Annotated in this window: 25 protein-coding genes and 4 tRNA genes; 3 read left to right on the forward strand and 26 right to left on the reverse strand. The window is 36.2% G+C overall.

The window, feature by feature from the left end; translation table 11 throughout:
• The 16 genes from walR to ORL93_RS25485 all read right to left on the reverse strand — a co-directional run bounded on the left by walR (position 1) and on the right by ORL93_RS25485 (position 11,620).
• Positions 1-708: a cell wall metabolism DNA-binding response regulator WalR gene (gene walR / locus ORL93_RS25410; RefSeq protein WP_000971870.1), complete on the reverse strand. Its 708-nt coding sequence runs from the start codon at positions 706-708 to the stop codon at positions 1-3.
• Positions 709-993: 285 nt separating this feature from the next.
• Positions 994-1,066, reverse strand: a tRNA-Phe gene (locus tag ORL93_RS25415).
• Between the two features lie 42 nt (positions 1,067-1,108).
• Positions 1,109-1,184, reverse strand: a tRNA-Asp gene (locus tag ORL93_RS25420).
• Positions 1,185-1,205: 21 nt separating this feature from the next.
• Positions 1,206-1,277: transfer RNA gene (locus tag ORL93_RS25425), tRNA-Glu, on the reverse strand.
• A 13-nt stretch (positions 1,278-1,290) separates the two neighbouring features.
• Positions 1,291-1,366: transfer RNA gene (locus ORL93_RS25430), tRNA-Lys, on the reverse strand.
• A 153-nt stretch (positions 1,367-1,519) separates the two neighbouring features.
• Positions 1,520-2,809, reverse strand: a complete 1,290-nt coding sequence (locus ORL93_RS25435) for an adenylosuccinate synthase (RefSeq protein ID WP_018764828.1) — start codon at positions 2,807-2,809, stop codon at positions 1,520-1,522.
• Positions 2,810-3,025: 216 nt separating this feature from the next.
• Positions 3,026-4,387 (reverse strand): replicative DNA helicase, encoded by a 1,362-nt coding sequence (gene dnaB, locus ORL93_RS25440; RefSeq protein WP_006096771.1) that lies wholly within the window; start codon positions 4,385-4,387, stop codon positions 3,026-3,028.
• Between the two features lie 27 nt (positions 4,388-4,414).
• Positions 4,415-4,861: a 50S ribosomal protein L9 gene (gene rplI / locus ORL93_RS25445; RefSeq protein WP_018764827.1), complete on the reverse strand. Its 447-nt coding sequence runs from the start codon at positions 4,859-4,861 to the stop codon at positions 4,415-4,417.
• Positions 4,858-6,831, reverse strand: a complete 1,974-nt coding sequence (locus tag ORL93_RS25450) for a DHH family phosphoesterase (protein ID WP_018764826.1) — start codon at positions 6,829-6,831, stop codon at positions 4,858-4,860. The genes rplI and ORL93_RS25450 overlap by 4 nt, the downstream gene beginning before the upstream one ends.
• 152 nt (positions 6,832-6,983) lie before the next feature.
• On the reverse strand, positions 6,984-7,922 hold the full coding sequence (locus tag ORL93_RS25455; RefSeq protein WP_003202592.1) for a YybS family protein: 939 nt from the start codon (positions 7,920-7,922) through the stop codon (positions 6,984-6,986).
• 80 nt (positions 7,923-8,002) lie between these two features.
• Positions 8,003-8,236, reverse strand: coding sequence for a 30S ribosomal protein S18 (rpsR, locus tag ORL93_RS25460; protein WP_000918874.1), 234 nt, complete (start codon positions 8,234-8,236; stop codon positions 8,003-8,005).
• 45 nt (positions 8,237-8,281) lie between these two features.
• On the reverse strand, positions 8,282-8,794 hold the full coding sequence (gene ssb, locus ORL93_RS25465; protein WP_016112819.1) for a single-stranded DNA-binding protein: 513 nt from the start codon (positions 8,792-8,794) through the stop codon (positions 8,282-8,284).
• A 27-nt stretch (positions 8,795-8,821) separates the two neighbouring features.
• The gene (gene rpsF, locus ORL93_RS25470; RefSeq protein WP_003209337.1) at positions 8,822-9,112 is read right to left on the reverse strand and encodes a 30S ribosomal protein S6; all 291 of its coding nucleotides are present in this window, start codon (positions 9,110-9,112) and stop codon (positions 8,822-8,824) included.
• A 192-nt stretch (positions 9,113-9,304) separates the two neighbouring features.
• Complete coding sequence (gene ychF, locus ORL93_RS25475; RefSeq protein ID WP_097793946.1) at positions 9,305-10,405, reverse strand: redox-regulated ATPase YchF; 1,101 nt, start codon at positions 10,403-10,405, stop codon at positions 9,305-9,307.
• 115 nt (positions 10,406-10,520) lie between these two features.
• Complete coding sequence (locus ORL93_RS25480; RefSeq protein WP_003202584.1) at positions 10,521-10,718, reverse strand: DUF951 domain-containing protein; 198 nt, start codon at positions 10,716-10,718, stop codon at positions 10,521-10,523.
• 20 nt (positions 10,719-10,738) lie between these two features.
• On the reverse strand, positions 10,739-11,620 hold the full coding sequence (locus ORL93_RS25485; protein ID WP_003202583.1) for a mechanosensitive ion channel family protein: 882 nt from the start codon (positions 11,618-11,620) through the stop codon (positions 10,739-10,741).
• A gap of 271 nt (positions 11,621-11,891) precedes the next feature.
• On the opposite strand from ORL93_RS25485, the gene yyaC reads away from it, so the two are divergent.
• On the forward strand, positions 11,892-12,488 hold the full coding sequence (gene yyaC / locus ORL93_RS25490; protein ID WP_097793945.1) for a spore protease YyaC: 597 nt from the start codon (positions 11,892-11,894) through the stop codon (positions 12,486-12,488).
• Between the two features lie 20 nt (positions 12,489-12,508).
• On the opposite strand, the gene ORL93_RS25495 is transcribed toward yyaC, so the two are convergent.
• The 10 genes from ORL93_RS25495 to rpmH all read right to left on the reverse strand — a co-directional run bounded on the left by ORL93_RS25495 (position 12,509) and on the right by rpmH (position 21,569).
• Entirely contained in the window at positions 12,509-13,360 is an 852-nt protein-coding gene (locus tag ORL93_RS25495; RefSeq protein WP_141556334.1) for a ParB/RepB/Spo0J family partition protein, read from the reverse strand.
• Positions 13,353-14,114 (reverse strand): sporulation initiation inhibitor protein Soj, encoded by a 762-nt coding sequence (soj, locus tag ORL93_RS25500; protein ID WP_003202576.1) that lies wholly within the window; start codon positions 14,112-14,114, stop codon positions 13,353-13,355. The genes ORL93_RS25495 and soj overlap by 8 nt, the downstream gene beginning before the upstream one ends.
• A 189-nt stretch (positions 14,115-14,303) precedes the next feature.
• Complete coding sequence (gene noc, locus ORL93_RS25505; RefSeq protein WP_097793943.1) at positions 14,304-15,176, reverse strand: nucleoid occlusion protein; 873 nt, start codon at positions 15,174-15,176, stop codon at positions 14,304-14,306.
• A 105-nt stretch (positions 15,177-15,281) separates the two neighbouring features.
• Positions 15,282-16,001, reverse strand: coding sequence for a 16S rRNA (guanine(527)-N(7))-methyltransferase RsmG (gene rsmG, locus ORL93_RS25510; RefSeq protein WP_006096787.1), 720 nt, complete (start codon positions 15,999-16,001; stop codon positions 15,282-15,284).
• Positions 16,002-16,022: 21 nt separating this feature from the next.
• Positions 16,023-17,912: a tRNA uridine-5-carboxymethylaminomethyl(34) synthesis enzyme MnmG gene (gene mnmG / locus ORL93_RS25515; RefSeq protein WP_097793942.1), complete on the reverse strand. Its 1,890-nt coding sequence runs from the start codon at positions 17,910-17,912 to the stop codon at positions 16,023-16,025.
• Between the two features lie 45 nt (positions 17,913-17,957).
• The gene (gene mnmE, locus ORL93_RS25520; RefSeq protein ID WP_265959733.1) at positions 17,958-19,334 is read right to left on the reverse strand and encodes a tRNA uridine-5-carboxymethylaminomethyl(34) synthesis GTPase MnmE; all 1,377 of its coding nucleotides are present in this window, start codon (positions 19,332-19,334) and stop codon (positions 17,958-17,960) included.
• 236 nt (positions 19,335-19,570) lie between these two features.
• Positions 19,571-20,188: an RNA-binding cell elongation regulator Jag/EloR gene (gene jag, locus ORL93_RS25525; RefSeq protein WP_018764823.1), complete on the reverse strand. Its 618-nt coding sequence runs from the start codon at positions 20,186-20,188 to the stop codon at positions 19,571-19,573.
• Positions 20,185-20,952 (reverse strand): YidC family membrane integrase SpoIIIJ, encoded by a 768-nt coding sequence (spoIIIJ, locus tag ORL93_RS25530; RefSeq protein WP_018764822.1) that lies wholly within the window; start codon positions 20,950-20,952, stop codon positions 20,185-20,187. Before spoIIIJ ends, jag begins: the two co-directional genes overlap by 4 nt.
• 58 nt (positions 20,953-21,010) lie before the next feature.
• Positions 21,011-21,358 carry a ribonuclease P protein component gene (gene rnpA, locus ORL93_RS25535; protein ID WP_016112830.1) on the reverse strand — a complete coding sequence of 116 codons (348 nt, stop codon included), beginning with the start codon at positions 21,356-21,358 and terminating at the stop codon, positions 21,011-21,013.
• Between the two features lie 76 nt (positions 21,359-21,434).
• Positions 21,435-21,569 carry a 50S ribosomal protein L34 gene (rpmH, locus tag ORL93_RS25540; protein ID WP_000831901.1) on the reverse strand — a complete coding sequence of 45 codons (135 nt, stop codon included), beginning with the start codon at positions 21,567-21,569 and terminating at the stop codon, positions 21,435-21,437.
• A 563-nt stretch (positions 21,570-22,132) separates the two neighbouring features.
• On the opposite strand from rpmH, the gene dnaA reads away from it, so the two are divergent.
• Positions 22,133-23,473 carry a chromosomal replication initiator protein DnaA gene (gene dnaA / locus ORL93_RS25545; RefSeq protein ID WP_003194153.1) on the forward strand — a complete coding sequence of 447 codons (1,341 nt, stop codon included), beginning with the start codon at positions 22,133-22,135 and terminating at the stop codon, positions 23,471-23,473.
• A 178-nt stretch (positions 23,474-23,651) separates the two neighbouring features.
• On the forward strand, positions 23,652-24,797 hold the full coding sequence (gene dnaN, locus ORL93_RS25550; protein ID WP_003194151.1) for a DNA polymerase III subunit beta: 1,146 nt from the start codon (positions 23,652-23,654) through the stop codon (positions 24,795-24,797).
• The last annotated feature ends 17 nt before the right edge of the window (positions 24,798-24,814 follow it).

The raw sequence follows: 24,814 nt of genomic DNA on the forward strand, positions 1-24,814 counted from the left end.
CTATTCCTGCTCTGGATCACGCAAGTAATACCCTACCCCACGTCTTGTTACAATTAAAGTTGGGTGACTTGGGTTATCTTCAATTTTTTCACGTAAACGGCGTACTGTTACATCTACTGTACGTACATCTCCAAAATAATCGTAGCCCCAAACCGTTTGTAATAAATGCTCACGCGTCATAACTTGTCCTAAATGCTTCGCTAAATAATGAAGTAATTCAAATTCACGATGTGTAAGCTCAATGCTTTCTTCTCTTTTCGTTACACTGTACGCATTTGGATTAATCACAATTGGTCCAATAACCATTTCTGTATTTTCTTCTTTTTCAGCTGAGCCACCTTGTTGATGACGACGCAAGTTTGCTTTTACACGTGCTAATAATTCACGCGTACTAAATGGTTTTGTTACATAATCATCTGCTCCAAGCTCTAATCCCAATACTTTATCGATTTCAGAATCTTTTGCAGTTAGCATAATAATTGGCATTTCAGAGCTTTTTCGTATTTCACGACAAACCTCTAACCCATCTTTCCCTGGTAACATAATATCCAATAAAACCATATCTGGTTGTTCCTCATTTGCCTTTTCAATAGCTTCGTCACCATCGTGTGCCATCACAATTTCAAAGCCCTCTTTTTCTAAGTTAAATTTTAAAATATCTGCAATCGGTTTCTCATCATCAACGACTAAGATTTTCTTTCCCATCATTGTTTGTTTCCTCCTAATAAAAATATGGTCAATCATCCTCAAACATGTACAGTTATCTGTATAGCGTATAATCAAACATTCGCAGCCTTTGTTTGAGTATTTTCTCCTCTATTCTCATAGAATCACGTATGATCCACATAAAAGTGGAACACTATACAATCTACAGAAAAACCCCTAGCTTCAACTGCTAGAGGCTCCTCATTCTATTGTAAAATAACTACTCTCATTTGTAAAATTGAAGAATATAAAAAGGATATTAAGTGGGTCCACTTAATATCCTGAGAGTGGCTCGGGACGGAATCGAACCGCCGACACGAGGATTTTCAGTCCTCTGCTCTACCGACTGAGCTACCGAGCCAAAACATATATATAAAACCACTAATGGTGGTATAAACAAAAGTGGCGGTCCCGACCGGGGTCGAACCGGCGATCTCCTGCGTGACAGGCAGGCATGTTAACCACTACACCACGGGACCACAAAACATATATAAAAGACATGACCCGTACGGGATTCGAACCCGTGTTACCGCCGTGAAAGGGCGGTGTCTTAACCACTTGACCAACGGGCCACGAAAAATAAAATGGTGAGCCATGAAGGACTCGAACCTTCGACCCTCTGATTAAAAGTCAGATGCTCTACCAACTGAGCTAATGGCTCATACTCACCAACGTCATATTTTCGTGACGACAAGAGTTATCATAACATAATAACTTTTGTTTTTGCAATACCTTTTTTATATTTTTTTATACAAGATAAGAAAAAACTCATGTTTACATGAGTTTTTTCTTAAATAAACCAATTTTATATCAATTAAACACCGTATACGTTACGAACGATGTTTGTTTGATTACGATCTGGGCCAACAGAGAACATAGATAATTGGATACCTGTTAATTGAGACACACGCTCTACATAATGTCTTGCATTTTCAGGAAGCTCCTCTAATGATTTTACACCAGTAATATCTTCTGTCCAACCTGGAAGCTCTTCATATACAGGCTCACATTTTGCTAAAATGTTTAAGTTTGCTGGAACTTCATCCAGAACTTCTCCATTATACTTATATGCAATACAGATTTTCACAGTTGGAATACCTGTTAATACGTCGATAGAGTTTAAAGATAAATCTGTTAAACCACTCACACGGCGTGCATGTCTTACAACAACGCTGTCAAACCAACCTACGCGACGTGGACGACCTGTTGTTGTACCATATTCACGACCAACCTCACGAATTTGATGACCAATTTCATCATGAAGTTCAGTAGGGAATGGACCGTCACCAACACGGCTTGTATAGGCTTTACATACACCTACTACACGGTTGATTTTAGAAGGACCAACTCCAGAACCGATTGTTACACCACCAGCAACTGGATTAGAAGATGTAACGAATGGGTACGTACCTTGGTCAATATCAAGCATTACGCCTTGTGCACCTTCAAATAGTACGCGACGTCCTTCATCTAATGCATCATTTAATACAACAGATGTATCGCATACGTATTGTGCGATTTGTTGTCCATACTCAAAGTACTCTTCAAAGATTTCATCTGCATTAAAGCCTTCTGCATCATACATTTTTTCAAACAGACGATTTTTTTCTGCTAAATTACGTTCAAGCTTTTCTTTAAATGCTTCACGATCTAAAAGATCAGCCATACGAATACCAACGCGAGCAGCTTTATCCATGTATGCTGGACCGATACCTTTTTTCGTTGTACCGATTTTGTTATCACCTTTACGCTCTTCTTCTAACTCATCTTGTTTTAAGTGATAAGGTAAAATAACGTGCGCACGGTTACTAATACGTAAATTATCAGTGCTTACACCACGATCGTGTAAGTATTTTAATTCTACAAGTAATGCTTTTGGATCTACTACCATACCGTTTCCGATAACACAAATTTTTTCTTTATAGAAAATACCAGATGGAATTAAGTGTAGTTTGTACTTAACACCGCCAAAAACAATTGTATGTCCTGCGTTGTTTCCACCTTGATATCTTGCAACTACTTCCGCATGTTCAGAAAGGAAATCAGTAATTTTACCTTTTCCTTCATCGCCCCACTGTGTTCCTACAACTACTACTGAAGACATTATTCAAGCACCTCCGCAATTTTCAAACGAACTTTTCAAACAATATAATTGTACCAAAATGAAAAGAGAAGTCAATTTAAAAACGAACATTTTTTTATCTTTTATCAATTTCGTTCGTAAGAATTCTTTATTCACACGATGAAAGCCCTATCTTTTATTCATAAAAAAAAGAAACACATCTTATTATAAGAAATGTGTTTCTTTTTTATACTTCTACTATGCCGGTGGCGCATGTCCATCGTCAAAACGTCGCTCTAAGTTTACGAATTTGTTAAATTCCTTCACGAATGCGAGCTCTACAGAACCTACCGGACCATTACGTTGCTTTGCAATGATAATCTCAATCGTGTTTTTATTTTCTGTTTCACGATCATAGTAATCTTCACGATACAAGAATGCCACAATATCGGCATCCTGCTCAATACTTCCTGATTCACGAATATCAGACATCATCGGACGTTTATCTTGACGAGATTCAACACCACGAGAGAGCTGAGATAAGGCAATAACAGGAACTTGTAGCTCACGCGCAATTCCTTTTAATGTACGGGAGATTTCAGATACTTCCTGCTGACGGTTTTCACCGGATTTGCCACTACCTTGAATAAGCTGTAGGTAATCAATTAGAATCATTCCAAGCCCTTGCTCTTGTTTTAGCCTACGACATTTCGCACGAATCTCACTAACACGAATTCCCGGCGTATCATCAATATATATTCCAGCATTCGAAAGACTTCCCATTGCCATTGTCAGCTTTGCCCAATCATCTGAAGTTAATGAACCAGTACGAAGCCTTTGTGCATCAATATTTCCTTCTGCACAAAGCATACGCATAACAAGCTGATCAGCACCCATCTCTAAACTGAAAATAGCCACATTTTCATCTGTTTTAGTCGCTACGTTTTGCGCGATATTCAGTGAAAAGGCCGTTTTTCCCACTGAAGGACGAGCTGCCACAATGATTAAATCGTTACGTTGAAATCCCGCTGTCATCTTATCTAATTCAGTAAATCCAGTTGGTATTCCTGTAACTTCACCTTTTTGATTATGCAAAAGTTCAATTTTATCATAAGCATCTACAAGAACATCCTTAATATTTTGGAATGCCTTTGCATTTGTCTGATGTGATACTTCTAATATTTTTTTCTCCGCCTCATTTAAAAGACCTTCCACATCATCTTCTCTCTCATATCCATCTGAAACAATATGAGTTGCCGTTCGAATCAAACGACGCAAAAGTGATTTTTCAGCAATAATGCGTGCATAATATTCTACGTTGGCCGCTGTCGGAACAGCCTCCGCTAATTCAGCTAAATAAGAAACACCACCAACTTCTTCTAACAACCCTTGATCGGCAAGCGCTGCTGTTGCGGTAACTAAATCAATAGGTTCTCCTTTATCAGATAGTTTAAGCATAACTTCAAAAATCTTTTGGTGTGCTGTTCGATAGAAAGATTCCGGCATTAGCAGTTCTGAAGCTGAAGTTAATGCATCTTGATCAAGAAATATCGCACCTAAAACCGCTTGCTCAGCCTCTATATTATGCGGAGGGGTACGATCAGCAAGTACGTCACTCATACGCAATCCTCCTTGCCTAACTTATTTTTATTGTTCACTAACATGAACTTTTACTGTCGCTGTTACTTGTGGATGTAATTTCACAGTTACGTTTGTATATCCTAATGCACGAATTGCATCGTCCATTTCAAACTTACGTTTATCAAGCTTAATATTATGTGCTTTTTGCATCGCATCTACAATTTGTTTACTTGTAATAGAACCAAATAAACGACCACCTTCACCAGACTTCGCTTTTAATTCTACAGTTAATTTCTCTAGAGTTTCTTTTAACTCTTTCGCATTCTCAAGTTCAGCCGCTGCATCTTTTTCTTCTTTACGTTTTTGTGCTTCTAACGTTTTCATGCTGCTATTTGTTGCTTCCGCAGCTAATCCTTGTTTTAGTAAGAAGTTATTTGCATAACCATCTGGTACGTTCTTTATTTCTCCTTTTTTCCCTTTACCTTTTACGTCTTTTAGAAAAATTACCTTCATGATTGTGTGCCTCCCTGTAAATAGTCATCAATAACAAATTGAAGTTTATCTTGAGCTTCATCTACTGTTACATTTTTCATTTGTGTAGCTGCATTCGTTAAATGTCCGCCGCCACCTAGATTTTCCATAATTAGTTGCACGTTTACTTCGCCTAAAGAACGCCCACTAATTCCAATGAAGCTTTCCCCACGTTTTGCAATGACAAAAGATGCGATTACTCCTGTCATTGTCAGCAACGTATCAGCTGATTGTGCGATTAATACTTGATCATAATATTCATCGCCGTCTACTTTCGCAATTGCAATTCCATTTTTATAAATGTAAGCATTTTGAATTGTTTTTGCAACTCGTAAATACTGCTCCATATCTTCTTTTAACAATTCTTGTACAAGTACTGTATCCGCTCCATGCGAGCGTAGATAAGAAGCTGCATCAAATGTACGGGCACCTGTCCGGAATGTAAAGCTTTTCGTATCCACTATAATCCCTGCAAGTAATGCTGTAGCTTCTAACATTGTCATTTTCAAACGTTTCGGCTGATATTCAAGAAGTTCCGTCACAAGTTCAGCTGTCGAAGACGCATATGGCTCCATGTACACAAGAAGAGGATCCTCAATAAATTCCTCACCACGGCGATGATGGTCAATCACAACTACATTTTCAATCTTATGCAAAAGCTTTTCCTCCATCACCATTGATGGTTTGTGTGTATCAACAACGACAAGCAATGAATCGTCTGTTGCAAATTCCATAGCCTGCTGTGGTGTAATAAAACGAGACCATAAATCCTCATTTTGCTTTACCTTATCCATTAAACGTTTAATACCTTTATCAGAGTCATTCTCGTCTAGTACAATGTACCCTTCACGCTCATTCAACTGTGCTACTTTTAAAATTCCAATGGCCGCCCCAATTGCATCCATATCAGGAGCTCTATGACCCATTATAATAACATTACTGCTTTCTAATACTAAATCTTTCAATGCATGAGAGATAACCCGTGCACGTACACGCGTGCGTTTTTCCACTGGATTTGTCTTGCCACCATAAAATTTCACTTTACCTGTCGCTTGTTTAATCGCAACTTGATCTCCACCTCGCCCTAAAGCAAGATCTAAACCCGATTGTGCCATCGCACCAAGCTCTGATAAAGATAAGTCGCCTGATCCTACACCAATACTTAATGTAAGTGGAATATTTCGTTTTGATGTTTCTTCACGCACTTGATCTAAAATATCAAACTTTCCTTTCTCCATTTGTGCCAGAATACTTTCATTTAACACAACAAAGAATCTCTCTGAAGAAGCTCGTTTTAAATATGCACCGTATTTGATAGCCCACTCATTTAGACGTGATGTCACAAGACTCGTGATGTTCGTACGCAATTGGTCATCCAAACCTTGTGTAACTTCATCATAGTTGTCCAAATAAATAATCGCGAGAACTGTACGCTGATCCTCATACATTTTTTCAATTTCTGTTTGCTCTGTTACATCGAAGAAATAAATTAACTTTTCTTCTTTCCTTACAAACACACGAAACTTACGATTATTTAAAGATACAATATCATCCGCAGTTTCTCCTTTAATAAAGAGGAGTAATGTTTCTGATACATCATACAAATGCCATCCTGCTAAAGAGTGTTGCCCCAAACAAGAGGACAAATAAGGATTTGCCCAATCAATTCCATAATCCTTATTGTATAACAAAATACCAATTGGCATTTGATTAAACGCTTCATTACTTACTTTCTTTACTCTTGTAATCATATCCGTTGTATACTTTTCAAAATTCCTCTGAAAGGCTAGCTCAAATCGAATTACAAAAAAGAGAACAATACAAAAAATAAAAAAAGCGGCCATTCCCATTATCCAGTGCAAATAACCGAGAATGGTAATAAGCACAAGCATAAAAAAAGCTAATACATAAACAGGATATAAAAACCGCTGTCTCTTATAAAATTCAGGCATGTACCCAACTCCTATAAAGTAAAACTAACACAAATAGGAAATCATTCAATTTCCATCAATGGTCAGTTGAACAGATTAAACGCCCCAAAGTTAAACTTCCATTAAAAGCTTACGTCATATAATAAGCTCATATACCCTTCTCTCGTCTTTGCTTATTTTGGTTGTATTTTAGAACGTAACGAAAAGCCTAAATCAATTATACCTAAGATTGTTACTAGTGGAAACAACATTGGAATAATCATACATACGATAAAACTGAGAATAGGGATCGCTTTTGCATAACCTTTTACATGCGCAAAGAAGGCTATAAATGAAAAACCTTGGAATAGGAGCAGCAATGAAAAGATGGCATATAGATTAGAAAATGCCATATACACATATGAATCTGATTCCACCTTCATAAATGTTGAAAGTAAAATAAATACTACATAATACCAGACAATGCTTTTTGGCAATCGCATATCCCTAAACTTAGGCCATGGCTCTATCGCATACTTTAATCTCTTTAAAACATTCCCCGCTATTAATACTGTAATCCAAGAATATATTAAAGAAACCATTACAAGCAAACTTGGCAGAAGAATTCGAAGCATATCACTAAATTGCCCTAATAAATCTTTTTGCTCTTGGTTAATTGGCGCACCTGCTGCCTTCATTATTTTTTCACTTTGTTCCATTCCTTGTTTGAACATATCTTGCATTTCCTTAAGAAAATCTATGTTAAAAAATTGTATACTCGCTACATAAACTAGTACAAAATTAAGCAAATATACAAGCGTTCCTACCAATAATATTTCTGCTGGTCCTTTTTTCTTCTTATACATATATCCTAAAGAGATGCCTATTATGCCTGACATGAATGTATTCACAAGACTAAGTGGCGAACTAATAATGATAGTAACAAGAATCGATGCTCCAAACAGCATACATGTACTAGAAAACGGATACCTTACCATAAACAATAGAAAAGGCAATGGAAGTGCAAATATTGCAACCATACTTATAACAGGTACATACAAGAACGTTAAAAGTAAAACTGCATATACAGCTAACAAAACTGCCCCTTCTGTAATAAGCCTTGTACGTTTCATCTTTTACCTCCTATTTCTAAAAAGAAAAGCATAGCAAAATGCACAGTAGAGTCCGACTCTACTGTGCATTTCATACGCTATTATTCACCAACATATGGTAAAAGTGCCATTTGACGAGCACGTTTAATTGCAACTGTAAGTTTGCGTTGGTATTTTGCGCTTGTTCCTGTTACACGACGAGGTAAAATTTTACCACGCTCAGAAACGAAACGTTTTAATAAATCAACATCTTTATAGTCAATGCGAGTGATGCCGTTAGATGTGAAGAAACACACCTTACGACGTTTCGCACGTCCACCTTTGCGTCCTGCCATGTCTATTTCCCTCCATTCTTTGTTAAAAATAACCGATCTATACCATTAGAATGGTAAATCGTCGTCCGAAATATCAATCGGTTGACCTACATTTGAAAATGGATCGTCATTCTTCGTAAATCCAGAGTTACCTGAGTTACCTGAGTTACCAGATTGACCAAATGGGTTAGAGCCTTGGTTACCGTAACCAGCTCCTGATGGTTGCTGATTGAATGAACCACGTTGCTCCCCACCGCCATTACGCGGCTCTAAAAATTGTACGCTCTCCGCAAGAACCTCTGTTACATATACACGCTTACCATCTTGTCCCTCATAATTACGAGTTTGAAGACGTCCATCTACGCCTGCTAAGCTACCTTTTTTCAAATAATTCGCCACGTTTTCTGCTTGTTTACGCCATATTACACAATTAATAAAGTCAGCTTCACGCTCACCTTGTTGATTTGCAAATGCGCGATTTACAGCTAACGTGAAAGTAGCTACCGCAACACCATTGGGCGTGTAACGTAAGTCAGGGTCCTTAGTTAAACGACCAACGAGGATAACACGATTCATCAATCGAACCACTCTCCCTATATATCTTAATTATTTTTCTTCTTCTTTAACAACGATGTGACGAAGGATATCTTCGTTGATCTTAGCTAAACGATCGAATTCTTTAACAGCTTCTGCATCAGAATTTACGTTTAAGATCATGTAGAAACCGTCACGTAAGTCGTTGATTTCGTAAGCTAAACGACGCTTACCCCACTCTTTCGTGTTAATGATTTCTGCACCATTGTTAGTTAAAACGCCTGCGAAGCGCTCAACTAAAGCTTTTTGAGCTTCTTCCTCCATGTTTGGACGGATGATGTACATGATTTCGTACTTTTTCATTACACTTTCACCTCCTTTTGGTCTAAACGGCCCATAATGGGCAAGGAGCAATTAATTATATAGTAATTACTCACGAGTTTAGATTATATCATAGTAAGTTAGATGAATCAACTAACCAATAAATAAAAAACTTGGCAAACATATGATATATTTGCCAAGTTTATATCCCTATTTTTCCTAGGAAATATAAAATTACACGTTAAAGCGGAAGTGCATAACATCTCCATCTTTTACGATATACTCTTTTCCTTCTAAACGTACTTTTCCAGCTTCTTTAGCTGCTGTCATAGAACCGTTCTCCATTAAATCATCATATGAAACTGTTTCAGCACGAATAAATCCACGTTCAAAGTCTGTATGGATAACACCAGCACATTGTGGTGCCTTCATACCTTTCTTAAACGTCCATGCACGTACTTCTTGTACACCAGCTGTGAAATAAGTAGCTAAGCCTAATAAATCGTATGCAGCACGAATCAGCTGATCTAAACCTGATTCTTCAATGCCTAACTCTTCAAGAAATACTTTTTTCTCTTCCTCATCTAACTCAGCAATTTCTGATTCAATTTTTGCACAAACAACAATTACTTGTGAATTTTCATTTGTCGCAAATTCTTTTACCATCTGCACATATTCATTTTCAGATGGATCCATGATATCATCTTCACTTACGTTTGCTACATAAAGCATCTCTTTCGTCGTAAGCAAATGAAGACCTTTAACAATTTTCATTTGTTCTTCTGTAAACTCAACAGTACGAGCCGGTTTTCCCGCTTCAAATGCTTCTTTTAAGCGAACTAAAATTTCGTGCTCATATACTGCTTCTTTATCCTTTTGTCTTGCTAATTTCGCTACACGTTCAATACGTTTATCAACAGATTCTAAATCTGCTAAAATCAGCTCTAAATTGATTGTTTCAATATCATCAATTGGATCTACTTTTCCTGAAACATGTGTAATATTTTCATCTTCAAAACAACGAACAACTTGGCAAATTGCGTCTACTTGGCGAATATGAGATAAGAATTTGTTTCCTAATCCTTCACCTTTACTTGCACCTTTTACGATACCTGCGATATCAGTAAATTCAAATACAGTTGGAACAGTTTTTTTCGGTTCTACTAGTTCCGTTAATTTATTTAAGCGTTCATCTGGTACTTCTACAATCCCTACGTTCGGATCAATTGTACAGAATGGATAGTTTGCAGATTCTGCTCCCGCTTGTGTAATTGCATTAAATAATGTTGACTTCCCTACGTTAGGTAAACCAACAATCCCAGCCGTTAATCCCATATTTTTCACTCCTATGTCTCAATCTTCCATCATTATAGATAGTAACGAATAAAATGACAAGTTCCCTAAAAGTTCAAAAAAGTAACAGCTGCCTGGAGCAGCTGTTACTTCTTCTCTATTCTTCATGCTTTACAAGAATTTTTTTCACCTTGCGATCAAACTCTCTTCGAGGAATCATTACCGAATGGCCACATCCCTCGCACTTAACACGGATATCCATTCCCATACGAATAATTTTCCAACGATTTGCACCACATGGATGGGCCTTCTTCATTTCCACAACATCGTACAAGTTATATTGCTTTTGCTCCACTCTCTAAACCCCTCTCACAACTAATTTGCTTTCTCACTAACCATTTCTTCACGATTATATAAGACCATACGTGGATATGGAATTTCAATGCCATGTAAATCAAGACGATTTTTAATCTCTTTACGAAGGGCTCTAGCAATAGCCATATGTTTCATTGGTTCTACTTCAGAGACAACACGTAGTACAACTTCAGATGCAGCAAGTGTTTGAATTCCTAATAATTCTGGTTTTGCTACCATTTCTTCATATCTTTCAGGTAATTCCTCTAATAAATCTTCAATTACCTGTTCTGCTCGTGCTATATCACCTTCATAGGAAATTGATATATCAACAAAAGCTACACTATTACTAATGGAAAAGTTCGTTACTTGCGTAATACCACCATTTGGCAAAATATGAATTTCCCCTGTCCAGCTTTTTATCTTTGTTGTGCGTAATCCAATTTCTAAAACTACACCTTCAAATTGACCGATACGAACATGGTCACCTACCGAAAACTGATCTTCTAATAAAATAAACAATCCTGTAATAACATCTTTCACTAAGCTTTGAGCACCAAAACCGACTGCTAAACCGATTACCCCAGCCCCAGCTAGTAAACCTGATGCATTAATGTTAAATACGCCTAAAATCGCTATTAACATTATGAACATAACAACGTATGCCACAATGTTTTCAAGCAATTTCGCTACTGTAACTGTACGACGCTCTGAGATTTGAATTGGCGAACGACTTCCCATACGGAATGCATTTCTTACAATTGCTCTAGCAATACGTACTACTACTGCACCAAGTACTAAAATTATCAATATTTTTAATGTTGCCATTCCGACATAAGCCCAACGATCTGAATCTAATAAATATCTCTTGGTAGCTTCGAATCCTTGTGTTAATACATCCATATACTTCTACCTCTCCGATAAAAATTTCTTTTTCATTCATTCTTTATTGTATCAGAAGTTTTCTCCATTTCTGAAAAAAATTTATTGCTGTATTTGCATTTGTTCACTTTGATTCAGGTATAAAATGTAATGAATATATATATACTAGTACTATTATTTCCTGTTTTATAAACGGCTTGCAAAAATAAAGAACTTATAATTTTCCATATTACATTTTTTTCAATAAAACTTTACAGTGAATCATAAAATTTATCAGAAGGATGGATGATTCATGAATATAGGGAATTTCCGCTTACCTTTTTTTGAAAAAGAATCACAAAATATTATGCATCACGATTTAGAGGCTTGTACAACAATTAGTGATTTTCTTCTCTCACATATACCTATTAGTCAAAATACCCCCCTCAGTCTAATTTGCATAGGAACAGATCGTTCAACCGGTGATGCCCTTGGCCCACTAGTCGGATCTAAACTAGAACAAATGAACATTCAAAATTTCCACGTATTCGGCACACTTGATGAACCAATCCATGCGTTAAATCTCGAAGATAAAATTCAGAATGTACAAACTTTAATTCCTGATTCTTATATTATTGCCATTGATGCTTGTCTTGGAAAATCGCAAAGTATCGGTTCCATAACTGTTGGTGAAGGACCTAGTAAACCTGGTGCAGCAATGAACAAAAAATTACCTGCAATTGGCGAGCTACACATACATGGTATAGTAAATTTAAATGGTTTCATGGAATTTTTTGTCTTGCAAAATACAAGATTAAGCCTCGTTATGAAAATGGCGGACGTTATTGCCCAAAGTATAAAGGAAACAGATCAGAAATTATCCGTATTAAAAAAGGCAAACCATCTATAAATAAAAAGATGGTTTGCTTTTCAGTTTTCCCCAGATAATAATTCTAAAATGCGATTTAAATCTTTCTTATCGAAAAATTCTATTTCAATTTTCCCTTTTTCTTTCTTTGTTTCTTTAATTTTTACACCTGTTCCAAACTTTTCTCTTAACAATGTTTCGCGCTCTTCGAAAAATATATTCCGCTCTCGCTTAACTGTCTTTGTTTCACGTGAAACGCGTTGATGAATCTGTTGAACAATTTGCTCTAGCTGTCTAACATTCAATCCTTCTTTTTCAATACGCTTTAATAAAGACTTTAGCTGTTCTTCATCTTTTATTGTAAGTAATGTCCGTCCATGTGCCATGGATAGACTTCCATTCGCAATCATTTCTTGAACAAATAAAGGAAGTGTAAGCAACCGAACATAATTAGCAATATATGGCCTACTTTTTCCAAGGCGCTTTGCTAATTGCTCTTGAGTTACATTCAACTCATCCATTAGCATTTGATATGCCAAAGCCTCTTCCATTGGATTTAAATCTTCACGTTGTAGATTTTCTAACAAAGCAAACTCCATCATTTGCTGTTCATTTAATTCTCGAACGACAGCTGGCACCTTTTCAAGGCATGCTTCTTTTGCAGCACGGTATCTACGTTCACCAGCAACGATTTCATATCCTTTAATACTTTTCCTTACGATTAAAGGCTGTAAAATACCATGTTCTTTAATAGATGCTGCCAGTTCTTGAATAGCTTCTTTTTGAAAGTTTTTACGCGGTTGGTAGGGGTTTGGCCTTAATTCAGTTAGTGCAATCTCCTGAATTTTTTCTTCCTCTCTCACATCTAAATCTGGAAAAAAAGCATTAATCCCTCTTCCTAATCCTTTAGCCACCAGCAATCACTTCCTCTGCTAAATCTATATACACTTCTGCACCCCTTGATTTAGCATCATACTGCATAATTGGTTTTCCATGACTTGGTGCTTCACTCAAACGAACATTGCGCGGAATAATAGAACGATATACTTTATCTCGAAAATATTTCTTCACTTCATCTATAACTTGAATCCCTAAATTTGTACGTGCATCTAGCATCGTTAATAGTACACCTTGAATTGCTAAATTTTTATTTAAATGCTTTTGTACAAGTCGAACTGTATTCAGTAATTGACTCAATCCTTCCAATGCGTAGTATTCACACTGAACTGGAATAATAACAGAATCTGCTGCCGTTAGTGCATTAATTGTTAATAAGCCTAAAGATGGGGGACAATCAATAATAATATAATCATATTCATTACGGATTGGCTGCAAAGCCCTTTGTAAACGAACTTCCCGGGAAATGGTCGGTACCAGTTCAATTTCAGCACCTGCCAATTGAATTGTAGCAGGTAGAACATCTAAATTTTCAGTTGCGGTTTTTTGTATAACCCCTTGAACATCAGCATCTTCCACAAGAACATTATAAATACATTGATCTAATTCCGACTTTTCAATTCCTACACCTGTCGTTGCGTTCCCCTGAGCATCAATGTCAATAAGCAATACTTTTTTTCCTACCTGTGCCAATCCAGCTCCTAGGTTAACAGACGTTGTTGTTTTCCCTACACCGCCTTTTTGATTAGCAATAGCAATGATTTTTCCCATGATGTCACCTACTTTCAACCTTTCTGTCTTATTCTGAAAATAATTATGTTTATTGTAACATGAAATGAAAATTTTTCTTTTGCATCCTTATTAAACTTCAAAATTTATTCCAAAACTCCTTCTTCATTTAAGAAGAAAAATATAGGAAAAGAGATCTCTCCAAAGGATGAGATCTCTTTCAAATATGAATTATTTTTTTTTAGGAATCTTAATTGTGATCTGATAGTACTCATCAAATTCTTCTTCTTCAGAGTTTACTTTCAGTCCACTATTTGTAACCATTTGTAGCGATTGTCTAATTGTATTCATTGCAATTCGCATATCACGACTTACCGCTTTCTGTTTTGCCTTTTGCTTTGGTTTTACTTCTTCCAATAGCTTAGCAATGCGTTCCTCAGTCTGTTTTACATTCAATTGTTTTTCTACAATTTCTTGTAAAACTTTCAACTGTAATTCTTCATTTTTTAAAGGAATAAGGGCACGGGCATGACGTTCTGTAATACTCTTTTCTAGCAATGCTCGTTTAATTTCTTCAGGCAACTTTAATAACCGCAACTTATTTGCGATTGTTGATTGTCCTTTTCCGAGCCTCTGCGCTAATGCCTCTTGTGTTAAATTATGTAACTCAATTAGCTTTTGATAAGCAACAGCCTCTTCAATTGCTGTTAATTCCTCACGTTGCAAGTTCTCAATGAGAGCAACAGAAGCTGTTTCCGTATCATTTAAGTTTTTAATAATCGCCGGAACTTTTTCCCATCCTAATTTCGTTGCAGCACGAAAACGTCTTTCCCCGGCAATAATTTCATACTTATCTTCTTCATATTTCCTGATAACAATTGGTTGAATGAGTCCATGTGTACGAATGGTCAACGCAAGTTCATCAATACGCGCGGCATCAAAAACTGTACGTGGTTGATAGCGATTGGGAATGATATTTGCTATCGGAATTTCTTGTATTTCTTCATGTATCTTTTTATCTATTTCTTCATGGCTTTCGTTTTGTAATTCGAATTCGCTCTCTTTATCTCCAAAGCCAAATAAACGAGAAAACGTATTTTTCATACATATTCCACCACCTTTGGGCCTATTGAATGTCCTACACAGAAATGTTTCCTATGAAACATTTACGTTTTCATTTATATAATTTAATCTTACGTCTAATAAGATTTATTTTTCAATAGGTAATTTATTGGGTGTCCCTGGCTTACGCGGATATTTCTTTGGTGTTTTGCGCTTTTTCACGATTGCTAAAATATTACGTTCACTTTCTTCAAATGGTAATTGGAAAGTAGAAATCTCTTTTAGTTCACCGCCAAGTATTTCTAAAGCATACTTACCATTTTCAATCTCTTCGTTGGCAGCTGCACCTTTCATAGCGATAAATGTCCCACCTACTTTTACAAGAGGTAAACATAACTCACTCAATACAGAAAGACGTGCTACCGCACGCGCCATCACGATATCAAATGATTCACGTACACCTTCTTTTTTCCCAAATGTTTCAGCACGATCATGACAAAACGCAACATCACTTAGCTCTAATTTTTGGGCTAAATGATTTAAAAAATTGATACGTTTTTGCAATGAATCTACAATCGTTACTTTTAAATGCGGGAAACAAATTTTCAATGGAATACTTGGAAATCCTGCTCCTGCACCGACATCACAAATGGAAAATGGCTTTGAAAAATCATTATAAAAAGCAGCTGTAATCGAGTCAAAAAAGTGTTTTAAATACACTTCTTCTTTCTCTGTAATAGCTGTTAAATTCATTTTCTCATTCCATTCTACTAATGTTTCAAAGTAGATTTTAAATTGCTCTAATTGCCTAGGAGAAAGATTAATTCCTCTTTCTCCTAGCATAGATTGAAATTGTTCTATGTTCATCTTGCCATATCTCCTTATTATTTATTGGTTCGATACTCGCGCAATTTTTCCTTGTTCAATATACACAAGTAAAATGGAAATATCAGCTGGATTTACTCCGGAAATACGGGATGCTTGCCCCATAGAAAGAGGACGAACATCTTTTAATTTTTGTCTTGCTTCAGAAGCGATTCCAGAAATCGCATCATAATCAATATCAACAGGAATCTTTTTGCTTTCCATTTTCTTCATACGTTCTACTTGTTGTAAGGATTTTTCAATATATCCTTCATACTTAATTTGAATTTCTACCTGCTCTGCAATTTCATCGTGTATTTCCACTTCACTTGGCGCAAGAATACGAATATGTTCATACGTCATTTCCGGACGACGTAGTAAGTCACTTGCACGTATTCCATCCTTTAATTCACTTCCACCAACACTGCGAATTAATTCTTGCACTTCAGGACGTGGTTTAATAATAATGCTTTCTAAACGTAATTTTTCTTGTTCAATCTGTTCCTTTTTCACAGTAAAACGCCCGTAACGCTCTTCTGGAATTAAGCCAATTTCTTGGCCAATTTCTGTTAAACGAAGATCGGCATTATCATGACGCAATAATAGACGGTATTCAGCACGGGATGTTAAAAGACGATATGGTTCGTTTGTCCCTTTTGTCACAAGATCATCAATTAAAACACCAATATAAGCATCTGAACGACCTAAAATAACCTCTTTCTTCCCTAGAGAGCGGCATGCTGCGTTAATCCCGGCCATAATTCCTTGTCCTGCTGCTTCTTCGTAACCAGACGTACCGTTAATTTGACCTGCTGTATATAAATTTTTAATTTTTTTCGTCTCCAGTGTCGGCCACAACTGAGTTGGCACAATTGCATCATATTCGATCGCATAACCTGTACGCATCATCTCAACATTCTCTAAACCAGGAATCGTTTTAAGCATTTCACGCTGGACATCTTCCGGTAAACTTGTTGACAAACCTTGTACATATACTTCCTGTGTATTACGACCTTCCGGCTCTAAGAAAATTTGATGACGCGGTTTATCGTTAAATCGCACCACTTTATCTTCAATTGAAGGACAGTAACGTGGACCTGTTCCTTTAATCATACCAGAATACATAGCTGAACGATGCAAGTTTCGATCAATTAAACGATGTGTCTCTTCACTTGTATATGTTAACCAACATGGAATTTGATCCATAATAAATTTTGTAGTTTCAAAAGAAAATGCACGTGGTTTTTCATCACCCGGTTGAATTTCCGTTTTACTATAATCAATTGTATTGCTATTCACACGAGGAGGCGTACCTGTTTTAAATCTAACAAGATCAAAGCCAAGTTCCTCTAGATGCTCAGATAATGTGATAGATGGTTGCTGATTATTCGGACCACTTGAGTATTTTAAATCGCCCATGATAATCTCACCACGTAGGAATGTACCCGTTGTAATTACAACTGTTTTCGCTGTATATTCAGCACCTGATTGTGTAATTACACCTTTACATACATCATCCTCAACAATTAGACGCTCTACCATTCCTTGACGTAATGCTAAATTTGGCGTTTCTTCAATTGTTTTCTTTAATTCGTGTTGATATGAAAATTTATCCGCTTGTGCACGAAGAGCGCGTACAGCTGGACCTTTTCCCGTGTTTAACATACGCATTTGGATGTGAGTTTTATCAATGTTTCGTCCCATCTCACCGCCTAATGCATCAATCTCACGTACAACAATCCCTTTCGCTGGTCCACCAACAGAAGGGTTACATGGCATAAAAGCAACCATATCTAAATTAATTGTTAACATTAATGTTTTTGAGCCCATTCGTGCTGCTGCAAGCCCAGCTTCACATCCTGCATGACCTGCACCGATTACTATGACATCGTAAGAACCGGCATTGTATCCCATTATTATTCCTCCTAAAATTATCTATCCTTCTAAAACAACTATATGTTATTTTCCTAAACAAAATTGAGAAAATAATTGGTCGATTAAGCTTTCATGAACAGTATCACCAGTAATTTCACCAAGGATTTCCCACGTTCTTGTTAGATCGATTTGAACCATATCAATTGGCACACCGTTCTCTATTGCCTCAATAGCATCTCCAATTGTCTTTTCCGCTTGTGTTAATAAACCGATATGTCTCGCATTAGAAACATACGTCATATCTGCTGACTCAATTGTTCCTTCAAAGAATAGGTTTGCTATCGCTTTTTCTAGCTCATCTACACCTTTTTCTTCAATTAGCGACGTTGTGATCATACGATTTTTACCTGCTAATTCTGTAACACGTTTCATATCAATTTGCTTTGGTAAATCCGTTTTATTTACAATGACAATAAAGTCTTTTCCTCGCACTGCACGGAATAAGTCTTCATCTTCATTTGTTAATGCTTCACTATAGTTTACTACAATTAGAACTAAATCAGCCTGTCCCATCATTTCTTTTGATCGTTCTACACCGATTCGTTCAACAATATCTTCAGTTTCACGGATTCCCGCCGTATCAATAAGTTTAAGTGGCACACCACGCACATTGACATACTCTTCAATTACATCGCGCGTTGTTCCTGCTATATCTGTCACAATCGCCTTTTTCTCTTGCACGAGACTATTTAATAACGAGGATTTCCCAACGTTCGGTCTTCCGATAATTGCTGTTGCAATTCCTTCTCGTAAAATTTTCCCTTGCTTAGATGTCTCCAATATTTTTTTAATTTCACCGCGAACATGTGTGGCTTTTTCAATTAAAATATTGTGCGTCATTTCTTCGACATCATCGTATTCTGGATAATCTATATTTACTTCTACATGAGCTAATGTTTCTAAAATTCCCTGACGAAGGCGACCTATTAATTTAGATAATCGCCCTTCCATTTGATTCATTGCTACGTTCATCGCTCGATCTGTTTTCGCACGAATCAAATCCATTACAGCTTCTGCTTGCGATAAGTCAATACGCCCATTTAAAAATGCACGCTTTGTAAATTCACCCGGTTCTGCCAAACGCACTCCTTGAGCCAAAATAAGTTGTAATACTTTATTTACAGAAACAAGACCACCGTGACAATTGATCTCTACAATATTTTCACGCGTAAATGTCCTTGGCGCTCGCATAATCGATACCATTACCTCTTCGATAACTTGATCTGTATCTAAATCAACAATATGACCGTAGTGAATCGTATGAGAAGAAACTGCCGTTAAATCTTTTCCTTTAAAAATGCGATTGACCTTTTCAATCGCATCCTCTCCACTTACTCGAACAATGGCAATTGCCCCTTCTCCAAGTGCCGTGGAAATTGCAGCAATTGTATCAAAATCCATGTCCTTTCACCTCACTTGCTTATTTCTCTCTATTTCAACATGATTTTTTCTTTCACTAAACTATTAGGATACCATAACGAACCTATCTACAAAAGAATAATAACTCATTTTATTATGTCCTCATGTAAAAAACACTAAACTTATTCACAGTGGATAAGTTTAGTGTTTTTTAGTTATCCACAATCTATTTTTCATAAATTAACAAGAAAAAAACCGGTACTCGAATGAGTAACCGGTTATTTGGAAGATATTACAACATGTCGATGTGGTTCTTTCCCTTCGGAAGTTGTAATTACATTTGGATGATTGGACAATGCTTGATGAATAATTTTTCTCTCAAAAGAAGGCATTGGTTCTAACACAACATTTTTTTTAGTTACCGTGACCTGTTTTGCTAATCGATAAGAAAGCGATTCTAACGTATCTTTTCTCTTACTACGATAGTTTTCAGCATCAATTGTGATACCAATATATTGCTTTGTACTGCGATTCGCAACAAGTTTTGTTAAATATTGTAAAGAATTTAATGTATGTCCTCTTTTTCCGATCAATACCCCTACATCTTTCCCAAAAAGTGTAAACTCAATTTCTCGACCCTTTACATTTTTCGTAATCATCACATCCACACCCATTTCCTGAACAACACTTTGTAAGTATTGCTCAGCTTCTTGAATGGGATCTTTCTTCATTACAACTTCCACGATAGCTGGACGATTCCCTATAAAACCTAGAAATCCTCTCTTTCCCTCATCAATCACATTCACGTCTACTTGATCCCTTGAAACTTTTAATTGTCTTAAAGCATCTTGTACTGCCAGCTCGACTGTTTGTCCTTTAGCAGTAATTATACTCACTTGCTTGATCCTCCTGCCTTACTAGCCTTAATTTCAGGCCCTTTGATCATATACATTTGAGCGATACCAAAGATGTTACCAACTACCCAATATAGTGATAATGCTGCTGGGAAGTTAATTGCAAAGACTAAAATCATGATTGGCATAAGCCAAATCATCATTGCCATTTGTGGATTTTGTCCAGCAGTACCTGCCATTGCAAGTTTTTGCTGAATAAATGTTGTGATTGCCGCAACAATTGGAAGGATATAGTACGGATCCGCATGTCCTAAATCAAACCATAAGAAGCTATGTTGCTTAATCTCTGCCGTCCTCATAATTGCATGGTAAAATGCGAATAAAATTGGCATTTGAATAAAAATTGGTAAACAACCCGCTAATGGATTTACACCGTGTGTTTTATACAACTGCATCATTTCTTGTTGTAACTTTTGCTGCGTCGCTTGGTCTTTAGAACTATATTTCTCTTTTAACTTCGCCATTTCTGGTTGCAATGCTTGCATTGCCTTCGTACTCTTCGTCTGCTTAATCATTAATGGTAACAATGCAAAACGAATGATAAGAGTTGTGACAACAATCGCTAAACCATAATTACTACCAAATAAGTTTGCAAAATACGTGATTAACTGAGAAAGCGGGTATACGAAATATTCATTCCAGATCCCTGTACTTTTCGGTGTAATCGGCTGATTCGTTTCATTACAGCCAGTAGCAATTGCCATTAAAGCAATAACCATGACTAGTAAGCCTATCTTTTTTTTCACAGCCTGCTCCTCCTTGTTTCGGTATGTATATAGTGTAATTCATTTTCCTTTTCCTACGCTACTTGTTTGTTATTTTAATACCAGAACGCTTAAAAGCATGAATTAAGCTTTTCTTCAATTGTTCGTATGTCATATCTGCACAAGGTTTCCTTGCTATTATAACAAAATCTTTTCCAGAATCTATCTCATCTTTTAATTCTGCAATCGATTGGCGAATCATACGCTTAATTCGATTACGTACTACTGCATTTCCTAACTTTTTGCTAACGGAAAGACCAATGCGAAAGTATGATTGCTCCGCTTTTTCAAGCTGATAGACCACAAACTGACGATTTGCATTTGATTTTCCATTTTGAAAAACAGCCTGAAATTCATCATTTTTCTTTATACGATTTTTTTTCTTCATATCAATTGACACTCCTGTATTTCATCAGCGGAAATTCATTATTACTAGAAAAAAAGACCACTGAACGATCAGTGGTCTACGCAGATAATACTTTTCTTCCTTTACGACGACGAGCTGCTAGCACTTTACGTCCGTTCGCTGTGCTCATACGGCTGCGGAAACCATGTACTTTGCTGCGCTTACGTTTATTTGGTTGGTAAGTTCTTTTCATTATATGACACCTCCCTGAGGAATATCTGTTAAAGACAGTCTTATAAATTATAGTTAATCAACTAGGAAAATGTCAATGGTTCTCTAAATTTTCATCAAATATTCATTTTGAACCTATTCACAATTTATTTCACAGCTGTTTTATTTCTTTGTGGATAATATATTTTTCATTTTTTTGTATCCACAAATTATTTTTTCACTTTTACACAGTATATCGTATTGTGGACAAGTTTATTCCACAAGGTATTGATTTTGTGGATAACTTTCTGAAATTCATTGCTATCGCTATCTTTTTTTGATATTATAGTTGTGTTTTCACCTTGAACAAGTTTTCCACAAGTTTAGTTTATCCACAAATTGTGCATAACATGTGGACAGTTATAATCACATGTGGGTAAACAGTTGTCCACATTTGTGTTTTTTGTCGAAAACTCTATCTCGTATACAAACGACGTTTTTAGGTTTTAAAATACGTTTCGTATAAATATACATTTCGTTATTTTGAGGTTGTACAATTGTTGCACAACCTTATTCTTTTACCATCTTTGTAAAGGAGGGACACCTTTGGAAAATATCTCTGATTTATGGAATAGTGCTTTGAAAGAACTCGAAAAAAAGGTCAGTAAACCAAGTTATGAGACATGGTTGAAATCAACCAAAGCACATGCTTTGAAAAAAGATATATTAACGATTACAGCTCCGAATGAATTTGCTCGTGACTGGCTAGAATCTCATTATTCAGAACTAATTTCAGAAACACTTTATGATTTAACAGGAGCCAAACTAGAAATTCGCTTTATTATTCCCCAAAGTCAAACTGAAGAGGAGATTGACTATCCTCCTGCTAAAAAGAAAAGAATAAATGATGAGTCTAATCACTTACCACAGAGCATGTTAAATCCAAAATACACGTTTGATACATTTGTTATTGGCTCTGGGAACCGTTTTGCTCATGCAGCTTCATTAGCAGTTGCTGAAGCACCAGCAAAAGCATATAACCCGCTATTTATTTATGGGGGAGTTGGGCTTGGAAAAACACACCTAATGCATGCAATTGGTCATTATGTCATTGAACATAATCCGAATGCTAAGGTTGTTTATTTATCATCAGAAAAATTTACAAATGAATTTATTAACTCTATTCGTGATAATAAAGCTGTCGATTTCCGTAATAAATATCGTAATGTCGATGTCTTGCTTATAGATGATATTCAATTTCTTGCTGGAAAAGAACAAACACAAGAAGAGTTCTTCCATACATTTAATGCGCTACATGAAGAAAGCAAGCAAATTGTAATCTCAAGCGATCGACCGCCAAAAGAGATCCCGACATTAGAAGATCGCCTTCGCTCCCGTTTTGAGTGGGGACTTATTACAGATATTACACCGCCAGATTTAGAGACGAGAATTGCGATTTTACGAAAAAAAGCGAAAGCGGAAGGCCTTGATATCCCAAATGAAGTCATGCTCTATATCGCAAATCAAATCGACTCGAACATTCGTGAACTAGAAGGTGCACTTATTCGAGTTGTTGCTTATTCATCTTTAATTAATAAAGATATTAATGCAGATTTAGCTGCCGAAGCACTTAAAGATATTATTCCAAATTCTAAACCAAAGATTATTTCTATTTATGATATTCAAAAAGCCGTTGGAGATGTTTTTCAAGTTAAACTAGAAGACTTTAAAGCAAAAAAACGCACAAAATCAGTCGCATTTCCTCGCCAAATTGCAATGTATCTATCACGTGAGTTAACAGATTCATCTTTACCTAAAATTGGTGAAGAATTTGGTGGACGTGACCACACAACAGTCATCCATGCGCACGAAAAAATTTCAAAACTATTAAAAACTGATACACAACTACAAAAACAAGTTGAGGAAATCAATCATATTTTAAAGTAGTAGCTGAATAGTGTGAATAACTTCCCTTGTTTTACACACAGTCTATCCACATGTAGATAGACTGTTTTTCCGTCTCTAAATGGAGTTATCCACATATCCACAAGCCCTATTACTATTACTACTATTTTTTTATATTTATTAAATAAATAAAATCTTATACTTGCCGGAGGTTTTCGCTATGCGTTTTACAATTCAAAAAGACTATCTTGTAAGAAGTGTACAAGATGTAATGAAGGCCGTTTCCTCTCGTACAACTATTCCCATACTTACAGGAATTAAAGTTGTAGTAACTGAAGAAGGTGTTACATTGACAGGAAGCGATGCTGATATTTCGATTGAATCTTTTATTCCAGTTGAAGAAAATGGAAAAGAAATTGTTGAAATTGCACAATCGGGGAGCATTGTTTTACAAGCAAAATATTTTAGTGAGATCGTAAAAAAATTACCAAAAGACACAGTAGAAATCTCTGTGGAAAATCATTTTATGACAAAAATAAAATCTGGAAAGTCAGAGTTTAATCTAAATGGTTTAGATGCTGCTGAATATCCATTATTACCGCAAATTGAAGAACATCATGTATTTAAAATTCCGACAGATTTACTAAAACATATGATTCGTCAAACTGTATTTGCGGTTTCAAGTTCTGAAACTCGTCCAATCTTGACAGGTGTAAACTGGAAAGTGTATAACAGTGAACTGACTTGTATTGCAACAGATAGTCACAGGTTAGCACTTCGTAAAGCGAAGATTGAAGGTCATACAATTTCTGATGAATTTCAAGCGAATGTTGTTATCCCTGGTAAGAGTTTAAATGAATTGAGCAAAATTCTAGATGAGTCTGAAGAAATGGTGGATATTGTCATTACGGAGTATCAAGTATTATTCCGAACTAAACATTTATTATTCTTCTCAAGGTTGTTAGAAGGGAATTACCCGGATACAACACGTTTAATTCCGGCAGAAAGTAAAACCGACATATTTGTAAATACAAAAGAGTTTTTACAAGCAATTGATCGTGCTTCTTTACTAGCAAGAGATGGTCGCAATAATGTTGTGAAATTATCGACGTTAGAACAACAAATGCTGGAACTTTCTTCAAATTCACCAGAAATCGGAAAAGTAGTAGAGGAAGTTCAATGTGAAAAAATAGAAGGGGAAGAATTAAAAATCTCCTTTAGTGCAAAATATATGATGGATGCATTAAAAGCGTTAGACAGTACAGAAATTAAAATTAGTTTTACTGGAGCGATGAGACCATTCTTAATTCGTACAGTAAATGATGATTCTATCATCCAATTAATTTTACCAGTTCGTACTTACTAAGCGAGAGTGAGGGTTAC

Origin of the sequence: Bacillus sp. DHT2, assembly GCF_026241455.1 — a bacterium.
Lineage (GTDB): Bacteria > Bacillota > Bacilli > Bacillales > Bacillaceae_G > Bacillus_A > Bacillus_A pseudomycoides.

Bases quoted from the DNA above. Each gene is read 5' to 3' on its own strand.
- rplI (WP_018764827.1), bottom strand. From the start codon at position 4,861: ATGAAGGTAATTTTTCTAAAAGACGTAAAAGGTAAAGGGAAAAAAGGA.
- soj (WP_003202576.1), bottom strand. From the start codon at position 14,114: ATGGGAAAAATCATTGCTATTGCTAATCAAAAAGGCGGTGTAGGGAAA.
- ORL93_RS25450 (WP_018764826.1), bottom strand. From the start codon at position 6,831: ATGCCTGAATTTTATAAGAGACAGCGGTTTTTATATCCTGTTTATGTA.
- walR (WP_000971870.1), bottom strand. From the start codon at position 708: ATGATGGGAAAGAAAATCTTAGTCGTTGATGATGAGAAACCGATTGCA.
- ychF (WP_097793946.1), bottom strand. From the start codon at position 10,405: ATGGGATTAACGGCTGGGATTGTTGGTTTACCTAACGTAGGGAAGTCA.
- rpmH (WP_000831901.1), bottom strand. From the start codon at position 21,569: ATGAAAAGAACTTACCAACCAAATAAACGTAAGCGCAGCAAAGTACAT.
- ORL93_RS25455 (WP_003202592.1), bottom strand. From the start codon at position 7,922: ATGAAACGTACAAGGCTTATTACAGAAGGGGCAGTTTTGTTAGCTGTA.
- rsmG (WP_006096787.1), bottom strand. From the start codon at position 16,001: ATGAACATAGAACAATTTCAATCTATGCTAGGAGAAAGAGGAATTAAT.
- rpsR (WP_000918874.1), bottom strand. From the start codon at position 8,236: ATGGCAGGACGCAAAGGTGGACGTGCGAAACGTCGTAAGGTGTGTTTC.
- mnmG (WP_097793942.1), bottom strand. From the start codon at position 17,912: ATGGGATACAATGCCGGTTCTTACGATGTCATAGTAATCGGTGCAGGT.
- dnaB (WP_006096771.1), bottom strand. From the start codon at position 4,387: ATGAGTGACGTACTTGCTGATCGTACCCCTCCGCATAATATAGAGGCT.
- ORL93_RS25485 (WP_003202583.1), bottom strand. From the start codon at position 11,620: ATGGATGTATTAACACAAGGATTCGAAGCTACCAAGAGATATTTATTA.
- noc (WP_097793943.1), bottom strand. From the start codon at position 15,176: ATGAAAAATACGTTTTCTCGTTTATTTGGCTTTGGAGATAAAGAGAGC.
- yyaC (WP_097793945.1), top strand. From the start codon at position 11,892: ATGAATATAGGGAATTTCCGCTTACCTTTTTTTGAAAAAGAATCACAA.
- dnaN (WP_003194151.1), top strand. From the start codon at position 23,652: ATGCGTTTTACAATTCAAAAAGACTATCTTGTAAGAAGTGTACAAGAT.
- rpsF (WP_003209337.1), bottom strand. From the start codon at position 9,112: ATGAAAAAGTACGAAATCATGTACATCATCCGTCCAAACATGGAGGAA.
- mnmE (WP_265959733.1), bottom strand. From the start codon at position 19,334: ATGGATTTTGATACAATTGCTGCAATTTCCACGGCACTTGGAGAAGGG.
- ORL93_RS25435 (WP_018764828.1), bottom strand. From the start codon at position 2,809: ATGTCTTCAGTAGTAGTTGTAGGAACACAGTGGGGCGATGAAGGAAAA.
- rnpA (WP_016112830.1), bottom strand. From the start codon at position 21,358: ATGAAGAAAAAAAATCGTATAAAGAAAAATGATGAATTTCAGGCTGTT.